Source organism: Gaoshiqia hydrogeniformans (assembly GCF_049347105.1).
GTDB lineage: Bacteria > Bacteroidota > Bacteroidia > Bacteroidales > Prolixibacteraceae > Gaoshiqia > Gaoshiqia hydrogeniformans.
In genome coordinates this window covers 772,150-791,213 of sequence record NZ_CP186334.1, presented here as the reverse complement: position 1 = coordinate 791,213, position 19,064 = coordinate 772,150, and the positions used below count along the sequence as shown (strand labels likewise).

The following is a 19,064-nucleotide window of genomic DNA, read 5'->3' as shown; positions in this document are numbered from 1 at the left end:
ACATATTGTTGTTTTGAATTAAGATACAAACGGAAATCAGGTGAAAAAGCAAATCAGTACAGTATTGTTCATCCTTTTAAGTTTGCAAACATTTGCACAGTTGCCGCGTGTCAAAAATCTGACAACTTTTGATGATAAGAAGCTTCATTTCGGTTTCACCATCGGGATGAACATGATGGATTACCGCCTGGAACACTGGTCGCCGATTGGCGCAAATCCTGCTTTTGTAGAAAAAAGCTGGGGAAATGCCGACGGTCACGACATCGTGATGACGGATACGGTTCGCGCCGATATTCCCAGTCTGGTTCCCGGCCTGACGGTCGCGATTGTGACTAATTTGCGCTTAGGCGAGTATTTCGACCTGCGTTTCTTGCCGGGACTTTCATTTGGAGAACGCCGGTTGGTTTATAATGTGCCGATTTACGATAATAATATTGGCGTGGAGCCTCTTGAAAATTATTCCATCAAAGCAACCTATATTGATTTGCCCGTCCTTGTGAAATATAAATCCAGCCGCTTGAATAACCAACGGCCGTATTTGATTGGCGGGGGAGCGATGCGGATCGACATTTCGAAAACCGGGGTTGAAGACCTGATCCGACCGGGAAAGGCAGATTTTTTTATCGAAGCCGGTGTCGGACTCGACAGTTATCTCCGTTTCTTCAGGTTCTCAACCGAACTGAAAGTGAGCCTTGGTTTGGCTGACCTCATCGGGAATAAGATCCCCGACGAGACACAACGCGCTTATTACACCTATGCCATCAAAGAAATGACCTCTCACATTTTTACTTTGAGTTTCCACTTTGAGTAAGATGTTTTGTATAATACATGAAAAAAGAACTCAATTTATCCCTTACTCCCAAACAGGCGTCCGATGAACAGTTCTATCGTCCCATAGCCGCTTCGAAGCTTGGAGTAAACCCCGAAGAAATAACCGCTGTTGTGGTGCGTCGCCGGTCGATTGATGCCCGGCAGCGTCAAATCAAAATAAACCTGGGCATCGTGGTGTATCTTGGCGAAGAACCTGTTGCCCAATTCACCCCGTATCCGTATGGCTATGTCGGGACAAAGCAGCCGGTTGGAATTATTGGTTCCGGCCCGGCAGGTTTGTTTGCTGCATTGCGTTTGATTGAATTGGGGTACAAACCGGTTATTTTCGAACGGGGAAAGAATGTCAGCGACCGAAAAAGGGACATTGCCAAAATCCACCGGGAACATTTGGTAGATCCGGATTCGAATTACGGCTTTGGCGAGGGCGGAGCCGGCACCTTTTCAGACGGGAAACTGTACACCCGCTCGAAAAAGCGAGGGAACGTTCAAAAAACACTTGAAATTCTGGTTCAGTTTGGGGCTGATCCCCAGATTTTAGTTGATGCCCACCCTCACATCGGCACAAATAAATTACCGGGCGTGATCACCCGGATCAGGGAGCAGATCCTGGCCTCGGGCGGCGAAATTCATTTTAACAGCCGGGTGACCGGTCTCATCCTGAAAAATGAGACATGTAAAGGCCTTGTTCTGGCCGACGGCAGCCGGTTCGATTGTGTTTCGGTTATTTTGGCCACCGGTCACTCGGCCCGCGATATTTACGAAATGCTTGACCGAAACGGCGTCAACCTCGAAGCGAAATCGTTTGCGATAGGCGTCCGGGTGGAGCATCCCCAGGCGCTGATCGATACCATTCAATACCACCAGGACAGCCGGGGACCGTATTTGCCCGCCGCCACCTACTCGTTTGCCGAACAGGTTAACGAGCGCGGCGTGTATTCCTTCTGCATGTGCCCGGGCGGTTTTATCGTCCCGGCGGCCACGGCTCCAGGAGAGCTTGTGGTAAACGGCATGTCGCCGTCACAGCGAAATTCGCCTTTTGCCAACTCGGGGCTGGTGGTTGAAATCCGACCGGAAGACCTGCGTGAGTTTGCCCACTTCGGTGTATTTTCAGGCCTGGAGTTTCAGAAGTCGGTAGAAAAATTGTGTTATGAGCTAAACGGACATAGCCAGTTTGCCCCGGCCCAGCGGTTGACTGATTTTGTCGCCGGACGTAAATCGGCAAGCCTGCCGGTTTCTTCGTACAAGCCGGGATTAATTTCTTCCGCCTTACACGAAAAACTGCCTAAACGGATCTCAACCCGTTTACGCGAAGGGATCCTGCAAATCGATCATAAGGCCAGGGGTTTTCACAGTGAAGAGGCTGTGGCTGTAGGCGTCGAATCGCGAACCTCTTCTCCTTTGCGTATTCCGCGCGACGAAAATAACATGCAGCATATCCGTATTGCCGGTTTATATCCCTGCGGCGAGGGAGCCGGCTATGCCGGAGGAATCGCTTCGTCGGCCATCGACGGCGAGCGCTGTGCCGAGGCTCTGGTTCAGAACCTGGAAGCCTGATACGACTTTCCCTTGATTGTCGGGGCGAATCTCTGTTCATCGTTGTTGGTGGCTTACTTCAGCCGCCTTCTGAATTCGGCGCAGCAGATAGCGGCGGCAACGGCCACGTTGAGCGATTCGCTGCTTTGCCCGTTCGGAGGATAGGATGGAATGTGAATGCCGGCGCTGATTGTCTTCGCTACTTCTGCTGAAATACCGTTGCCTTCGTTTCCCATCACCAGGATGCCGTTTTGGCTTAGCGGGTGATCGTAGATATTTTCACCATCAAGGAAGGTTCCGTAAACCGGCAGGCCCGATCGGGCTGCCCGGGCCAGGGTTTGGGGCAGTTCGAGATAATGCGCCTGCACCCGGAAGATGGCTCCCATGCCCGATTGAATGACTTTGGGATTATAGCAGTCAACCGTACTTTCAGAGCAAAGGATATGCTTTATCCCGAACCAGTCGGCTATGCGCATGATGGTTCCCATATTGCCGGGATCCTGGATGGAGTCGAGGGCAAGCGAAAATTCGCCGGCGATGAGATCAGGTGAAAAACCGTATCCGGGCATCCTGACTACGGCAAGCGCGTCCTGGGGCGATTGCAGCAAACTGGCTTTCTTGATTTCTTCGGCAGAAACTTCCAGAACTTCGTTTGCACACAGGCGATCAATCTTGTTTTCTTTCAGAAAATCAGCTGTACCGCACAGTAGTTCAATCGTAAACCCGGAGCCGATCGCTTCGGTAACCAGCTTATTTCCTTCGGCCAAAAAGACCTGTTCGGCATCCCGGTTTTTTTTCCGGGCAAGCGAAAGAATAAATTTTATTTTATTTTTACTGAGCATGATGGGTTTCGGCAAACAATTTGTAAAAATAAACAGCCTGAATGATTTGTTTGCTATGATGAGCGCTTATTTTTGTGAAACAAACAGACGATTCAATCCCGGGCAGCGGAATAAAAAGAAAACGGGATCTTTAAGCTGAAAATTTTTGGAAAATCTTTTATGAGAAAGAGATTGGTAAATACAGAGGTACGGTTGGCGGTTTTATTTCTGGCAGTTGCCGTGATCAGCGCATGTTCTTCGACGAAGTATGTGCCTGAGGGAAAATACCTGTTAAATAATGTATCTGTACGTGTCGACCATAAGCAAATCAATAAGGAAGAACTAAAAGGGCAGGTGAGGCAGGAAGGAAACCTCAAGATCATTGGTTTTCTGAAGTTTCACCTGGCCATGTATAACTTGTCGTCCTCGAGGAAGGATGATGGTTGGTTAAAACGCATTGGGGAGGCCCCGGTGATTTATGAAGAATGGCAGAAAAGCAAATCGATGGAGCAATTGTCTATTTATTTGCGGAACAAGGGATTTTACGATGCCGTGATTATCGATTCGTTAACGGTTCACCCCAAAAAACCAAAGGTAAACCTGAGCTTTCATATCCGGGCCGGCGAGCCTTACCGGGTGCGGAGTTACGCTTACGAAATTGAAGATCCGCGGATCAGCCCGGTGATCCTGGCTGATACCAGCCGTCAGGTGGTAAAAAGGAATGATATTTTTGATGTGGATCAGTTAAATGCAGAAAGAGAACGTATAACGGTACTGATGAGAAACCGGGGATATTATGGTTTTTCAAAAGACTTTGTGCAGTTTGTCGCCGACAGCAGCTTAAACCGGAAACAGGTGGATCTGACGGTTGTTATTTCCGATGCCGACCTGGCAGATGTTTCTGATGATCTGGTCGCTCACCGCAGGTTCGTGATCAGGAACTACCGGGTGAACCCGGATTATATTCCCCCGCAAGTTGCATTCACCAAAGAGCTGGCAAAACCCGACACCATTTTCGAACCACCGTACACCTATTTTTACAGGGGAAGCATGAAATACAAACCGGAGTTGTTTGAACGCCTGAACCGGGTGAAGGACAGTACCTATTATTCGCTGAGAAATGTTGAAAAAACATTTCGTTCGCTGAATCAGCTGCAGCAGTTTAAAGTCGTGAACCTGAACTTTGATGTGGTTGATTCGCTGGGGAATGATTCTATTGGAGTGCTGGATTGTAATTTGTTGATGACCCCGTTGCAACGGCAGGGATTTTCGGTAGATGTGGAAGGAACCAACTCATCGGGAAACCTGGGGGTAGCCGGTAACCTGAATTATCAGCACCGGAATCTTTTTCGCGGGGCGGAGATTGTTAATGTTACCCTGAAAGGGGCTTTTGAGCGCCAGCAGGCAGTTGTCAGCGAAAGCCGGCTAAACTTTAATACGCGGGAATACGGCCTTGAAAGTTCGCTGACACTCCCCAAGTTTTTAAGTCCGCTGGACGACCGGCACTTCTTTCATTACCAGGTACCGCAAACGAGTTTTACCTTAGGCTATAATTATCAGCGACGTCCGGATTATACGCGGACAATCACCACCTTTAAATATGGTTACACCTGGAAAAGCAAGCCGTTCCGTACAAACTACCTGAATATAGTTGATCTGAATTATGTCAATCTGTACGAGTTTAACCCCGATTTTATAAATTCAATCGAAGACTTATACATCAAAAGCAGTTTCACCGATCACATGATCATGGCCTTGAACTACACCCTGGTTGATAATACCCGCATTCTCGGGTTGAAAGACAATTATCATTACTTCAGGTGGTCATTCGAATCGTCGGGGAATCTGTTGTCGGCATACACCCGGCTGATTGGGAAAAGTAAAGTAACGGAGCAGGATCCGGTGACGAATGTTGAATCGGAATATTACAAAGTATTCGGGACCCGTTTTGCGCAGTACCTGAAAACGGACTTCGAGTACCGCTACGGTTTCATGCTCGATAAAGCAAACTCCATTGTGGGGCGTGCCTTTCTCGGGATCGGCCTGCCCTACGGTAATTTTGACGTACTGCCCTTCGAAAAGAAGTATTTTACAGGAGGGGCCAATGGCATCCGGGCCTGGCAGGTCAGAACTCTTGGTCCGGGCACATACAAAGCTTCGGAAGACGCTTATCCAAACCAGTCCGGAGATATTAAGCTGGAAGGGAACCTGGAATACCGCTACCCGCTTTTGGGATTACTCGAAGGCGCTTTTTTTCTTGATGCCGGGAATATTTGGGCTGTCAACAATAAGGACAACCGGGAGGGGGCCCAGTTTAAATTTGATCAGTTTTACAAACAACTGGCCATTGGTACCGGCACCGGATTCCGGTTCGACTTCACCTATTTTGTTTTTCGCTTCGATTTGGGTATGAAACTCCGAGATCCATCGCTCGAACCGGGCAAACGTTTTATTATCGGGAACTACCCGATCAAAGCCGAACATTTCAGCCTGTCCTTTGCCATTGGTTATCCGTTCTGATGCCGTCCGGATGCAAAAAGGCCGTCTCAACATCAGATTTGAAACGGCCTTCAGACAATACGCAACTTCGGATTATTTGTAAACTACGGTGGTTGCTGCGGGTTTATTGAATGTTGTCAGATTAGCAATCTGGCTCTCTTTCAGGTACAAGGTCGTCAGCGCTGTAGCACTTGAGCAGGTCAGAGAGGTCAGAGCAGGACATTCCGACATATCAAGAGTTATTATTTGCGTGCTCGAACAGGTAAATGTTCTCAATTTATTACTCACGATTGTTAGCTCAGTTGAATATTCCAATGCCGGGTTTCTCAGGTTATTGGTTGTGAATGATAATGATGTAATATTAATATCGCCAAGAATAAGTTTATTCAGTTTATTCGTTGTGCATGTTAATGAGGTAATCGCAGTATTGTAACTTAAATCCAATTCGGTGATGTAATTGGAAGAACAGTTGAGAGTTCTTAGGTTGGTAAATACTTCGATACCAAGCAACGAATAAATTGTTCTGCTGCTTACCGCGAAGGAAGTTGCATTTAATCCATCCTGGGTGGCGACACTTTCACCGGTTACATCATTCATGACAAATATATAATCGTTGCTCTTTAGGAAGTTGCGGAAGTTGATATCGGGAATTGTCGTATACACCGGATTGGCGGATAGTTGCACAAAAATTGCGGTTGATGATGCTGCACCTCCTGCGAATGTTATCTGGGCAACGCGGGAGATCGTTGTTTCATTTACCTCGAATGTTTCCTGAAAACTGTTTAGCCCTTCAGTTACGGGAGCAGTTGTTTCGGAAGTTTTGCCAACCCAAGTCTGTTTTGAAGCGGGTATTGATACCGTATAAGGAACATTACTTTGGAGGTTCACGGTAACTACCCCTCCTGTGGAACTTACGTGGTAGTTGATCTCATTCAGGATAATTGCGTCGTTTTGCGCCTGATTAATCGTTATTTCCTGGTCTGCAATGCCTTGTCCTTTAATAATGATCTTGCCTGTTCGCGCCCTATAAGTGTTATTCCCGGCAATTTTGAAATAAAGCCAGGACGGTTCAATGCCCTGGGGTGGAGTATTGGTATTTGGATTGGTGATCCATTCCTTATTTTCATCAGGGATCTCGATCGTGAAATTGACATTCGTATTAAGTCTGACAGAGATATCCGAACCGGCAGAAGCAACGTCGTAGATGGTTTTGGTAACAAGTTCGATCACGTTGTTCTGACTTTGCATTACTTCTAGTTTTGCAATCTTGCTGCCACATATAAACGTGTAGGTAATACTTCGGTTTTCCCCTGTATTGTTTTCTTCAGCTGTGAAGCTCACCTGATCTCCGTTTTTCCCTTCAACCAATGACGGTATACACCAGGTTTTTTTTCCTGTCAGTCTCCAATCATTACTCGAGGTTACTTTGACGGTGTTTGAGGCACTTACAGCTTCACTGTTGAACAGGATGGTTTCGGCGCTGATTGATATCTCATCCTGTTGGGTCAGTTCCTCGTTGTTGTCATCGCTGCACGAGAACAAAAATGCGATGGCAGTTACTATTATAAACAGTTTTTTCATGTTCATGTGTTTAAAAATAATTTATGCAATGCCCGATTATGGAAGAGAAGCGGTGTCATATCCTGCTCTCCCGTGCCGGTGAATGCAATTTCTACCAATCTTTATCATAGATGATTCCTGAAAACTCGACCTGCTCATTGTAAATAATCTGAGACATTGGGTTCAGTACAGACGAATAATCTCTTGACGGCAAACAATAATGCAGATTCACCCCATAACCATCATTCCGAAGGTTGTTGAAACGCGTGCTCATCGTGGATGTAAAGGTTGAGGTACTGCCTAAATTGAGGGGGTAAGGCCCCCATTGGCTTCTGTTCATACCTTTATATGTTGACAACCCGCTTGTGTTGTAACTTCCGTAATAGGGGTAATAGGCGTAGTCGATAAACTCACCGGGTTCCATTCCGTCAACATCAAAATTGAATCCAACCTTACCGATGTGGTATAAAGTTACCAGTTTGTCGGGCATGGCTTTTTTAACTTCATACACCAGACGAGCGTAGGTTTGCTGTGTTGCCGTGGTATGTCCTGGAACAGAAGCATCGTAGCTGTCGTATTCGTCATCGAAGTCAACGCCGTCAAGGCCATAGGTCTCAACAATTTTTTTCAACTCCTGCGCGAAATCGCGTGCAGCTTCAGGCGTGAAGTTTGCAATACCTCCGAGTATCGAAAGGCTGACTTTAATTCCTTTATCCTGCAATGGTTTGATGTATTTTTCACGATGGTCGAGAATCCATTGCACGTTTTCATTACAAAAACAGTATGAACGGCCGGTTTCTTCGTTAAACTTGCCATTTGCTGCAAAAATAAAGACAACATCATAAAAGGGTTTGCCACTGTTCTTAAGCGTGTATTCACCAACGCTCAGAATATTAAGGCTATTGACCTCCTGATAGCAAAATGACATAATACCGCTGTCTTTTCTGGGGTTGGGAGTTTTCAAAAATTTGACACAATAGATATAGTTTTTTGAACCGGTTGATAACTTCACCCCATTGGATGCTGATTCGACTAAAAGGGGCAGCATATAGGTTTTGTTATACTCAATGAGATCGCTCTTGGAAACCGTGATAGTAATCGGATCTGATTTCACTGCGCCTGGTGCAATCAGGATGGCGCCGTTTTCTTCAATTGTCACTAAGCTTGTTGGAAACATTTCGTAATTAGTCCCATTCTCTTTGTTATATTCCGTGAGTACCGTTTCGTCGATTTTGAGTTTAACATCAACAGCGATGTGACTTACTTTGGTAAGACCGAAATAAAGCTCTCCCGTAGCATGTTCTTCTCCATCAAAAATTTCAATAACGGAGTTGCTCACCGAGCTTTTGTAATTTCTCAAATAGCCGTAAACATCTTTTACTGTTTCGTAACTGCTCTCGTCAATGTTGCCAATATGAATATCATCAACACAAGAGGTGAAGTTTCCTATTGTCAGTATAAGCATTGCTGCAAACAGGCTTATTCTTATTCGTTTTATGTAATTCATAATTCCTTTCAATTTAAAATGACCTATTTCTCCGGAAGTTCAACTGATGTCCATTTAAGATTACTGTTAGCCACGGCATTATTTCCGTTGCCCGTTTGATCTTTAACCGTATTACCTGATCCCTCATCAAATTTCCAGTAAGCAACCAGGCCTTCTGCATCAGGAACAACAAAATAAGGGCTATTGGCAATCTCATCTTTGGTACGTATGATATTCCAAATACGACATTCACTAATCTCCCCGTCAAGTGAACGATTATTATCGTACGAACGGCCAATAAAGAATCCGTTTGTCCCTCCAACTCCCAGATTAATCAGTCCGATATTTCGATGGATGCCTGTAGACTGGACTTTTCCGTTCACATAGATGTTGTATTCATAAGTAAGAGCATCATAGGTTAATGCGATATGGACCCATTCATTGACCGGCAAACCCTTGTCTGAAGTTGCTCCCGGGAAGTTACCATTACTGGTGGCAATCTGAATCTGGTTGGGGTCATAACCTGAATCTCCGATACGAATCAGAAATTTTCCTTCGATTCCCATCACGGTGCTGATCAGTTTATTGAATGTGCGGGCACGGATCAATGCTTCCATCGTTACCTGTGACAGATTATTGCAAACATCCGGATTAGTCCAGTTTACGGCGAGATAATTTTCATGAATATCGGCAACGACATTGATGAGGGCACCGGCTTTTAATACAAAATAAAGCGTACGGCCACTCTTGAGAATATCCATTTTATCTGCATTTGCAATTGTCACTGGAAGAACATAAACGGTGTCTCTTGAAAGATTATCAATCGATTTAAAGTGAACGGTGATATCTGTTGAGACAGCGCTCCCTTCCGGGATTATAGCTTCTTTAGCAGATATTTCATAATACTTGGCAGGGAGCATGTATGCTTGGTCGTAATATGCGCTGTTGTATGTGCTGACAAGAGATTTATCTTCTTCAAAAAGAAGTTTTATTGTTGATTCTGCCGGTTTGGCTAATGCAGCGTGGAATGTTTTCGAGGCTTCCGTCTCGTCTTTAACTAATAAGGTGATTGTTTTGGAACCGGCATCAATATAAACTTTATTGTCGAACAACGATCCATCGGGATCCGTGTCCAGGCAACGCGTAAATGTAAATACTGCTATTAATACCATTAAAATAAAATATAGTCTGAATTTCATGGTCTTTAATTTTTAGGAGAAGGGTTCATAATATGAATGGCTTCCCGGGTGTACTTATATACTAAACTCGTATTGTAGTAGTCGTTTTGGATATTGTAAATACCGATACCTGCCTTTTTGTATCCGGGTTCCGAAGTCGTTACCCAATAGGCTGCTTCAGTTATTGCCCTGACAGCCGTACCCGACTGATTGGTGAAATAACCGGTTTTTACATCATCCGGATCAAGGGAGCAGGTTGGGACGCTTACGATAAAACGGTCTGTTGGAACGCCGCCTGTTATAGCCATTTTTGTGTTTAGTGTCAACTGGTATGCCGATGCTGCTGTTGTATTTCCAAGAACAATATAGCTGCATGAAGATAAAAACGGTTTATTGATTATATTTTGCGGACTACCTTCAAAAATCAGTGTTTTATTTTCGTGGTTTGTATACCATTGGCTGATTTTAGACAAGAAAGCTTCCTGCCGTGATGCATATTCATTATACTTGTCTTCATCGTCAAGATAAGTAAGGTCTTTTCCTTTGTATAACAGGCAGATACCGTCGTAGTTGTACTTGTCGGTCAAAGCCAGAGCATTGTTCATGTACGAGTTTAAAAAAGCTGTAAATCCAGCTGTTTCGGTAGCAGAGATTCCGGATTCTTCTATTTCAGCTTCAATTGTGGCACTGTAAAGGCTTTCTATCTCAGGATAACTGATTGTATAAATCACCCTGGTCCCCTTATTGGCTCGGATTGATTCGATTTCCCGGATTTCCCGTTCGCAAAGTTCGTCGGGGTACATCATCATAACAATATCAACACTGTCAGGAATTGCGCTTAGGTGATGTGCCCGGGTGACAGGTATTTTGATCTTGTTATCGAACCATGCCAGAACAATCTTGTGATCCGAATTTTTGTATGCTTTCAAATTTTCAAGATATTGAGCATATAACTCCGGGTTTTGTTCTTCGATATTTGCTTGTACGATTGTCAGACTTTCCGGTTGTGCCCATTCTTCACACGCGCTAAACAGAGCTGCAATTATGAACCCTGAGATGATTAATCGTATTTTCTTTTCGACTTTATTTTTCATAACGCATTGTTGTTTTAGTTCTTACAATCCCACCATACGTGAGTGCTCATTTTATCGGCGCCGCCAAGCAATCCTAAGGCAGCATTCACATTTGCCCGGTTTTCTTCATATTCGCTTGTCGGATAAGTCAGCCGGCGCGCCATTTCGTTGTCGGTCACATCGCCGCCGCTGTTATTCACTACGGCAGGCATTAACTTCGGATAGCCGGTACGGCGGAACTCTGCCCATGCTTCAAGGCCAAGCGGAAAATTAGCAATCCATTTTTGGGTGATAATGCGTTCGAGATTTTGTTCAGTTGTGGAGCTGTTGTTCCATTTTACCGTAATGGTACTGGGAGATCCGCTGTACGTAAATGATCCCATCGGATCGACATAGGCGCCGGGGGTATTTGTTGAGTTCTCCATGTAAGAACTGGCACCTGAAGCTCCCCATTGTTCGAATGAGAGTTCGATTCCTTCATTGTAAAACGTTTCGGCTGAGCCACCCATGGCCCATCCCCGAAGTGCTCCTTCTGCTTTAAGAAAAGCAGTTTCAGCAGCATTCATCCATAAAATCTTTGACTCTTCCGAGGTTATATTCATATTTGAATAAGCCTGTGCGATTGTGTTTGCAGGAATCTGAATGCCATTACGCAAACCAACGAATCCGTTTGTCGCTCCATTTTGAAATGTGGATTGAGTGAAATAGAATGAGCGCCGAGGGTCGTTATACCCGTTCATATATGAAGTTATATCAGCCGAAATGCGGGAATCGCCACCATTATACTCATAGCAAATAACTCTGAACGGAGTCTTGGTAACAGTCATGTAGGCGTTGTCGCTGTTAGCAGACATTGGACCTACTTCGTGTGCAACAACGTCTTCGGAAACAGTTTGCGAAAGAGTTGGATTGGCATAAACGATACGCATAGCCATACGAAGTTTCATTGAGTTGGCAAACTTAATCCACTTAATGAGGTTTCCGCTGAAAACCTTATCTGCATTGGGGCTAATGGCTTCGGTCTTATGAACAGTCAATGTTTCAATTGCTTGGTTCAGTTCGTCAAACATTTTGTTGTAAACATTTTCCTGAGAGTCATAAGGAGCTGTCAGGCTGCCGTCTTCGCCAACTTTTGAATACGGAATAGGGCCGTAGATATCGGTTATGCGAACAATGGATGCAACCTTAATTATCATGGCGATGGCCAGTGGAACCGGATCGTCAGTGACAGATTTGACTTGGGTAAGATTTGTAAATATTTTTGGAATAATATCATTAAACGGAACCTTATTCCATGTCAGCTGAGGATTATATGTTGAGAATTTTCCGGCATTGAAACCACTGTTTGAATCGGCCAGGTATCCCCCGTAAGATCCCCCGAGAAGACAATCGGTAAACTGGAATGTATTGGTATTGGTCGGTAATACCCATCCCTGCAAGCCCACCAGGGCTGCACTCACATTGTAACCGTCAGCTTTCATCTGTTCTTTGGTGACATTGTATGGATTGGTATTGTATTCCTCGTAGTTTTCGGTACATGCAACTGCACATACGAACAAAGCCAGAAGAAGAACTTTTATAGTAGATTGATTAATTGTCATACTCGTATCGTTTTAAAAATTAAATCGAACATTCAAGCCTATATTACGTGTTGACGGCATCATGAAATAGTCAAGTCCCTGATAATAAGTTCCTGTTGTTGCAACTGTTTCGGGATCAAAGGGCGCTTTGTTATAAATCATGTATAAATTTCGGCCTACCAGGGAAATCGACATTTCAACGACATTGCCGAGTGCTTTTTTCGGAATGGTGTAACCAATACTTGCTTCCTGAAGGCGTATGTTTGTCGCGCTGTAAGTATAATACTGAGGAATACCTAACTGGGAACCAACAATTGTGTACCAGTTCTGTGCAGGAATAAGATCTTCGCCATTTACAATAACACCCCCGTTGTCGCGAGCGGTTTCAGTCGTTTCTGATACTCCGTAGAGGTCAAGTATCGCCTGGGTTCCGGAATAGACGACTCCTCCCAAACGCGCAGAAAGCATGAAGCTGAAATTGAAATTATTCCATGACAGGTCGTTCCGCCAGGAGGTATTACATTTGGGGAATACGCTACCTAAATAAATGTCGTCAACATTGTACTTCGCAGTAACAACACCGTCCTTATTGACATAAATATTTCCATCGCTATCACGTTGTAAGTCAGCGACAGAATACAAATCGCCCAAACTGCCTTTCTTTTTCAGGATGAAGCGTGTACTGCCAAGTCCTCCAATATTCAGGCGATCCTTTGAAATGACGGCTCCGGTTTCCGGATGCACATAGTCATCGACCAGTTCAAGGATAACATTCTTGTTCGCACTCAGTGTTATATTTGAACTCCAGGAAAAATCATTCCATTTGTTTTTATAGCCCAATGCGAGTTCGACACCATAATTGCGAACACTACCTGTTTGGACATAAAGCGTAGAGTAACCGGATGATACAGAAATTTCAGGATCAAATGTCTGGTTGTATGTCTTTGTGTCGTAATAGCTTAAGTCTACATTGAAATGACCGAGGAAACGAGCCGTCAGACCAAATTCCCATGAATTCGTACGCTCTGGTTTTAAATCGTACATGGGATAGTTCGTCTGCATGGACCACACTTTGTTACTTCCATCCCATGAGTAGGTCGGATTTGCAATAAAACGTGCAAAAGGAAGACCTACAGAGGCGAAAGAGCTTCTTAGTTTTAAATAAGAAATTTGCTTCGGCATTTCAAAAATTTCCGATAGAATAACAGATCCCCCAACGGATGGATAGAAAAATGAGTTTTTGACAGATTGAGGACCAGCCAATTGGGAAGGCCAATCGTTTCGACCGGTAAATGTCAGGTAGTAAGCCGCATGATATCCTAATTCCACGCTGCCAAAAACCGACTGGGTTTGTTCCCTCCACCCGTTTTGAGACCGACCAGCCGTCAGGTCATCGAGCTGGAATACGTTAAACACATTCGGTAGACCGTCAGCGCGAATTGCACCGCCCATTCCCATGTATTCATACTGTATATCTGTAATGGATGCACCAATATTTGCTTGTATCGAGATGTCGTTGTATGATTTCTGTATGTTTACCAGAACATCGCTATAAGTTTGTTTGTCTTTTGCAGTGGAAACTCCATAGGAGCCATTTTCAGAACCTCCTGTCAGAGTCGTGTTAGTTGTTGCATAATATTTCTCTGTATATTCATTGACCGAGTTATCAATGCGTACACGTCCCGATACATTTAACCAATCAAAAATATCATAACTTAAACTGGCATTGAGCATATAGCGGTCTCTGTTATTTTCACGCAGGTTACGATAGTTTATCCAGTAGGGGTTTTGCGTAACGTAGGCTCCTCCGCCTTGAGGCCAGTATTGAGTCATAATCCCACGCGCTGAATTGTAGCGCTCAAACATTTGAACATCTTCCCAATCATTTCCGCGCGGGAAAATATAGGCGGCCAGCAATGGGTTGGAATAGACGCCCTGATTGGTCATGTTACGATCTTTTTGTTTGATATAACTTGCACCGACCCCCAGGTTCATCTTATCTTTTAAAAAAGATGTTGTATTGCGGAATGTAAAATTGTAACGATTGTAGCCATTGTTGGGGATAATACCGCGCGAATCGATCGCACTGGATGACAAATACGTTTGATTCCGGTCGGTTCCGGTAGAAAGAGACACCGTTTCAGTCGCAATAATGCCTGTTTGGAAATAATCATCAACAGGATTATAGCCATAGTAATTAGCTGCATTGAGTTTGTTGCCCCAACTCTTGTCTGAAGTGTAAACATAGGTGTGGTCTTCTCCGGTACCATACGTATTCTGGAATTTTGGACTAACAAAAGCCGATAATACTTCGACTCCACTTGAAACAGAGACATTGGTATAGCCTGCCTGACCATTTTTTGTCGTGATTACAATTGCCCCGTTCGATGCCTGGCTGCCATATAGTGCGGCGGCGGCGGCACCCGTTAACACTGAAATTGTTTCAATATCTTCCGGATTAATGTCTGCAATCGCCTCGGTTGTACCTTGTGAGCCAAATCCGGTACTTCCTTCGCTTTTCATATTGTACATGGGAATACCATCAATCACGTAAAGTGCATTACTCGACTGTTCGATACCTTTTGTGCCTCGCATAACCACTTTACTTGCACCTCCAACACCCGATGAGCTGCTGTTAATGGTAACACCAGCCACCTTCCCATTCAACGAATTAATGACATTGGCGTCTTTGATTTTGAGAAATTCGTTTTCTCCAAGTTCCTGCACATTATAACTTAGCGCTTTTTCTGAGCGTCGAATACCCAAAGCAGTGACCACCACTTCGTTGATTCCGATGGTTTCTTCGTCCATGATGACATTGACCGTAGTGCGGCCGCCAAGCGGGATTTCCTGCGATTTCATCCCGATGAATGAGAATACCAGAATGGCATTGGCCGGGGCATTGTTGAGAGCGTATCTCCCATCTGATCCGGTGATTGTTCCCAGAACGGTTCCTTTAACGATCACCGAAACCCCGGGGATTGGTAAACCTGATGAGTCGGTGACTTCACCCGATACGGCAAGTTGTTGCCGGGCGCTTTTAAAATCCGAGAATTCTGAGCTGGATGAAATAATGATATGCCTGTCCATAACTTTATAGGATATGTTTTCACCTGCAAAAATTATTTTCAGGATATCTTCCACGGAACTTTCTTCCACATTTACATCTATCTGGCGGTAAACGTCGATTTTACTCGCGTTGTACATGAACGTGTACTCCGACTGATCTTCAATTTGTTTCAGAACGTTTTTTACGGTCATGTTCTGCACGTTCAGATTCAGTTTGGTTTGCTGGCTGTAAACTAACGCGTAGCTTCCGGTAAGCCCTATAATACAGATTAGTATTCCAATTAGTTTCATTCTCAAAATAAGTCTTCGGATAGTCCGATAATTCAATAAACTACTCGAACTACAGTTTTTTTTCATAGTTTTGTCATGTTTATTCAGCTTCCGGGGAATGCAGTTATATCGGTAACGGTATTCTTTTAAGCTGAGTTAATAATTCTTGATTTGGAGAGGTTTGTTGTTTGGGCAGGCCTCTCTTTTTGTTTTTAAGTCGGTTCGATTTTGTTGTTATTCCATTGGCAAAATGTATTTATGGTTTGGTAATTACTACTTGTTTTCCATCTACCTGATAGGTTATTGGTTTGAGCAGATTAATCAGTTTCAGGAGATCTTGCAGTGATTCAGTTTTTACTTTGAACGTAAGCAATTCTCCGTCTATCAGCTTGGGATCGAGCTTGATTTCAACGCCATACCAACGTTCGATGTATTTCACGATTTCTTCCATCGAACGCTCTTCAAAAATCATTTCATCCCTGGTCCAGGCCGAAACCATGTTCATGTCCACGTTTTCGACATCAAGTTTTGTTTCATTTTTATTAAAGACCGCTACCTGGCCAGGGACCAGCTGAATGATTTCCTTTTCATTGCAATCAATTCCGATACTTCCGTTTTTCAGTCCGACTTCAATGATTTGATCTTCTTCGTAAGCTTTCACATTGAATGAGGTCCCATACACTTTGATATTGAGGTCGGTGACCGATACAATGAATTGTCGCATTAAATTTTTCCGGACTTCAAAGTAAGCTTCACCGTTCAATTCAATATGCCGGTCGTGTACGTTGAAATCCTGCCGGTACCTGATTCGGGAATGGCTGTTCAGCAGCACGACAGAGCTGTCAGGCAGGATGATCCGGGATTTTTGGCCCGCAGGTGAAATGATTTCTGTATAAGCCGTATTTTCCAGGTGACTGAGTTTGCTGCCGGCCCAAACGCTGAACGAGATAACCAGGATGGCAGCGGCAACTTGTGCCATTCTGCGGTATAAAACCTGGCTTCTTTTTCGTGTATGAATTTGTTTTTGAACCTTTAACCATGCATTTTTCCGGTTAGGGTAAAAACGTTCCGGGAAGCTGCCGGTGAGACGCCATATGTTCAGAAAATCCGAATAGATTTTTTTGTTGTCGTTGGAATCGTCCAGCCATTCCCGGATTTCCCCGGCGTATTCTTCACCGTTGGAGGTGATGTTACGGATGATTTTGTCTGCTGGAATTGAATTCTTCATGGTGCTGATGATATCGCTTTTGCCATTACAGCACTTAAGTCGGTCTTAACCCCCAAAACAAATCAGAAAAAAGTTGCCATAAGGAACAGCATGAAAATTTGGTCGCGGTAAGCCTGTAAAAAATCCCGTATCTTTTTTAGGGCAATGGTCATTTGGTTTTCGACTGTTTTTGCCGTAATGCCGAGCTTTTCAGCAATCTCTTTGTTGGTCAGTCCTTCGTCCCGGCTTAGTTGATAGATTATTTTGCATTGAGGGGGTAATCCGTCAATCGCATTGCCGATGATCTGTTTTAGTTCTTCAAATTCCACAAACTGGTCGGTTGGTTCAGACTGATTTAACTCATGGTTCGGGATCAGCGCGTTTACGATGCGGGTTTTCGTTTTCTGGTTTCGTAAATAGTTCAGACTTTTATTTTTTGAAGCGGAGTACAGGTATGATTTCACGGAACAATTGAATGTAAGCGAACCTTTCTTTTCCCACAGGTAAATAAAAATCGTTTGAACGATATCCTCAGAAAGTGTTTCGTTCCGCAGATAGGCATTGACGAAATTACACAGGTCGTCGTAGTAAGTATCAAAAAAATATTTGAAGGCGTCTTCATCTCCTTCAATCATTCTTTGTAAAATGAATAATTCTTCGCTTGATACCTTTTCTGTCATATCCCGAAAAATAGATATGCCAAAAGAATAAAATTAAATTTTCTCCTGCAACTTTCGCCAACCGGTATCTGAACGGAAAACGAACAGGCGGCACCGGTATTTTGAATTGAAGAAAAAAAGGATGACCGACGGCCATCCTTTTCAATATGGTAAAACCGAAATTAAGCCTGGTTTGCTGAACCAAGTACTTCGATGTTTTTGTGTTTGTACAGTTTTTTCAACTCTTCGCGGGCCGGTCCCAGGTATTTGCGCGGGTCGAACTCGCCCGGTTGTTCGGTGAAAACTTTGCGGATCGCGGCAGTCATCGCCAAACGACCGTCTGAGTCGATGTTGATTTTGCAAACAGCCGATTTTGCGGCGCGGCGCAACCATTCTTCGGGAATACCGACTGCATCTTTCATTTTTCCACCCAATTCGTTGATGGCAGCAACATATTCCTGCGGGACAGAAGAAGAACCGTGAAGCACGATCGGGAAGCCGGGAATCCGTTTTTCAATTTCTTCCAGGATGTCGAAACGCAACATGGGCGGAATTAAAACGCCATCTTCGTTACGGGTACACTGAGCCGGAGTAAATTTGTTGGCCCCGTGTGAGGTGCCGATTGAAATAGCCAGTGAGTCAACACCGGTTTTTTTCACGAAATCTTCCACTTCTTCCGGTTTTGTGTAGGATGAATGTTCAGCAACCACATCGTCTTCAACACCTGCAAGTACGCCTAATTCGCCTTCAACAGTTACCCCGTGTGCGTGAGCATATTCGACTACTTTTTTGGTCAGGGCAACATTTTCTTCGTATGAGTGGTGCGAACCGTCGATCATCACAGAAGAGAAACCGTTGTCGATACAGTCTTTACACAATTCGAACGTATCACCGTGGTCGAGGTGTAAAACGATCGGAATTTCACATCCCAGTTCTTTTACGTATTCAACAGCTCCTTTGGCCATATTGCGCAACAAGGTAGCATTGGCATATTTACGTGCGCCTGAAGATACTTGCAGGATCACAGGAGATTTTGTTTCAACACAAGCCTGAAGAATAGCCTGCATTTGTTCCATGTTATTGAAGTTGTATGCAGGAATTGCATATCCGCCGTCAACAGCTTTTTTGAAAAGCTCTTTTGTGTTAACAAGCCCTAAGTCTTTATAACTAACTGCCATTTGATTAAAAATTAGTTGATAATAATGCTTAAAAGTCGGTTTTTTTTAGGTTTTTCAATCAGATATTGAAGATGCAACTGCACCATTTTCAATCCTTTTGACAAAACCGCGACAATATTA

General features: G+C 44.2%; 13 protein-coding genes. 3 read left to right on the top strand and 10 right to left on the bottom strand.

Translation table 11 applies throughout. The features are described 5' to 3' along the window. Window positions 1-40: 40 nt before the first annotated feature. Entirely contained in the window at window positions 41-811 is a 771-nt protein-coding gene (locus ACOIT5_RS03295; RefSeq protein WP_423129038.1) for a porin family protein, read from the top strand. Between the two features lie 17 nt (window positions 812-828). Beyond that, on the top strand, window positions 829-2,385 hold the full coding sequence (locus ACOIT5_RS03290; protein WP_423129037.1) for an NAD(P)/FAD-dependent oxidoreductase: 1,557 nt from the start codon (window positions 829-831) through the stop codon (window positions 2,383-2,385). 53 nt (window positions 2,386-2,438) lie between these two features. Here the strand turns inward: ACOIT5_RS03290 and ACOIT5_RS03285 are convergent, their stop codons facing one another. Then, complete coding sequence (locus tag ACOIT5_RS03285) at window positions 2,439-3,206, bottom strand: TrmH family RNA methyltransferase (protein ID WP_423129036.1); 768 nt, start codon at window positions 3,204-3,206, stop codon at window positions 2,439-2,441. 159 nt (window positions 3,207-3,365) lie between these two features. Between ACOIT5_RS03285 and ACOIT5_RS03280 the strand changes: the two genes are divergently transcribed. Further along, complete coding sequence (locus ACOIT5_RS03280; protein ID WP_423129035.1) at window positions 3,366-5,705, top strand: BamA/TamA family outer membrane protein; 2,340 nt, start codon at window positions 3,366-3,368, stop codon at window positions 5,703-5,705. A gap of 72 nt (window positions 5,706-5,777) precedes the next feature. On the opposite strand, the gene ACOIT5_RS03275 is transcribed toward ACOIT5_RS03280, so the two are convergent. The 9 genes from ACOIT5_RS03275 to ACOIT5_RS03235 all read right to left on the bottom strand — a co-directional run bounded on the left by ACOIT5_RS03275 (window position 5,778) and on the right by ACOIT5_RS03235 (window position 18,944). Beyond that, the gene (locus ACOIT5_RS03275; protein ID WP_423129034.1) at window positions 5,778-7,265 is read right to left on the bottom strand and encodes a BACON domain-containing protein; all 1,488 of its coding nucleotides are present in this window, start codon (window positions 7,263-7,265) and stop codon (window positions 5,778-5,780) included. Between the two features lie 91 nt (window positions 7,266-7,356). After that, complete coding sequence (locus ACOIT5_RS03270; RefSeq protein ID WP_423129033.1) at window positions 7,357-8,751, bottom strand: BT_3987 domain-containing protein; 1,395 nt, start codon at window positions 8,749-8,751, stop codon at window positions 7,357-7,359. Window positions 8,752-8,774: 23 nt separating this feature from the next. Next, a complete protein-coding gene (locus tag ACOIT5_RS03265; RefSeq protein ID WP_423129032.1) occupies window positions 8,775-9,929 on the bottom strand; it encodes a DUF1735 and LamG domain-containing protein in 1,155 nt (384 codons plus the stop codon). A gap of 5 nt (window positions 9,930-9,934) precedes the next feature. Continuing rightward, on the bottom strand, window positions 9,935-11,002 hold the full coding sequence (locus ACOIT5_RS03260) for a glycoside hydrolase family 18 (protein ID WP_423129031.1): 1,068 nt from the start codon (window positions 11,000-11,002) through the stop codon (window positions 9,935-9,937). Between the two features lie 14 nt (window positions 11,003-11,016). Further along, window positions 11,017-12,582 carry a RagB/SusD family nutrient uptake outer membrane protein gene (locus tag ACOIT5_RS03255; RefSeq protein ID WP_423129030.1) on the bottom strand — a complete coding sequence of 522 codons (1,566 nt, stop codon included), beginning with the start codon at window positions 12,580-12,582 and terminating at the stop codon, window positions 11,017-11,019. A gap of 12 nt (window positions 12,583-12,594) precedes the next feature. Continuing rightward, the gene (locus ACOIT5_RS03250; RefSeq protein WP_423129029.1) at window positions 12,595-15,921 is read right to left on the bottom strand and encodes a SusC/RagA family TonB-linked outer membrane protein; all 3,327 of its coding nucleotides are present in this window, start codon (window positions 15,919-15,921) and stop codon (window positions 12,595-12,597) included. 235 nt (window positions 15,922-16,156) lie between these two features. Continuing rightward, entirely contained in the window at window positions 16,157-17,128 is a 972-nt protein-coding gene (locus ACOIT5_RS03245; protein ID WP_423129028.1) for a FecR family protein, read from the bottom strand. Window positions 17,129-17,190: 62 nt separating this feature from the next. Beyond that, complete coding sequence (locus ACOIT5_RS03240; RefSeq protein WP_423129027.1) at window positions 17,191-17,787, bottom strand: RNA polymerase sigma-70 factor; 597 nt, start codon at window positions 17,785-17,787, stop codon at window positions 17,191-17,193. A 161-nt stretch (window positions 17,788-17,948) separates the two neighbouring features. Next, window positions 17,949-18,944, bottom strand: a complete 996-nt coding sequence (locus tag ACOIT5_RS03235; protein ID WP_423129026.1) for a class II fructose-bisphosphate aldolase — start codon at window positions 18,942-18,944, stop codon at window positions 17,949-17,951. Between the last annotated feature and the right edge of the window lie 120 nt (window positions 18,945-19,064).

Excerpts from the sequence above, each read along its gene's own strand:
- ACOIT5_RS03285 (WP_423129036.1), bottom strand. The coding sequence starts at position 3,206 with ATGCTCAGTAAAAATAAAATAAAATTTATTCTTTCGCTTGCCCGGAAA.
- ACOIT5_RS03255 (WP_423129030.1), bottom strand. The coding sequence starts at position 12,582 with ATGACAATTAATCAATCTACTATAAAAGTTCTTCTTCTGGCTTTGTTC.
- ACOIT5_RS03290 (WP_423129037.1), top strand. The coding sequence starts at position 829 with ATGAAAAAAGAACTCAATTTATCCCTTACTCCCAAACAGGCGTCCGAT.
- ACOIT5_RS03260 (WP_423129031.1), bottom strand. The coding sequence starts at position 11,002 with ATGAAAAATAAAGTCGAAAAGAAAATACGATTAATCATCTCAGGGTTC.
- ACOIT5_RS03240 (WP_423129027.1), bottom strand. The coding sequence starts at position 17,787 with ATGACAGAAAAGGTATCAAGCGAAGAATTATTCATTTTACAAAGAATG.
- ACOIT5_RS03245 (WP_423129028.1), bottom strand. The coding sequence starts at position 17,128 with ATGAAGAATTCAATTCCAGCAGACAAAATCATCCGTAACATCACCTCC.
- ACOIT5_RS03270 (WP_423129033.1), bottom strand. The coding sequence starts at position 8,751 with ATGAATTACATAAAACGAATAAGAATAAGCCTGTTTGCAGCAATGCTT.
- ACOIT5_RS03235 (WP_423129026.1), bottom strand. The coding sequence starts at position 18,944 with ATGGCAGTTAGTTATAAAGACTTAGGGCTTGTTAACACAAAAGAGCTT.
- ACOIT5_RS03280 (WP_423129035.1), top strand. The coding sequence starts at position 3,366 with ATGAGAAAGAGATTGGTAAATACAGAGGTACGGTTGGCGGTTTTATTT.
- ACOIT5_RS03250 (WP_423129029.1), bottom strand. The coding sequence starts at position 15,921 with ATGAAACTAATTGGAATACTAATCTGTATTATAGGGCTTACCGGAAGC.
- ACOIT5_RS03265 (WP_423129032.1), bottom strand. The coding sequence starts at position 9,929 with ATGAAATTCAGACTATATTTTATTTTAATGGTATTAATAGCAGTATTT.
- ACOIT5_RS03275 (WP_423129034.1), bottom strand. The coding sequence starts at position 7,265 with ATGAAAAAACTGTTTATAATAGTAACTGCCATCGCATTTTTGTTCTCG.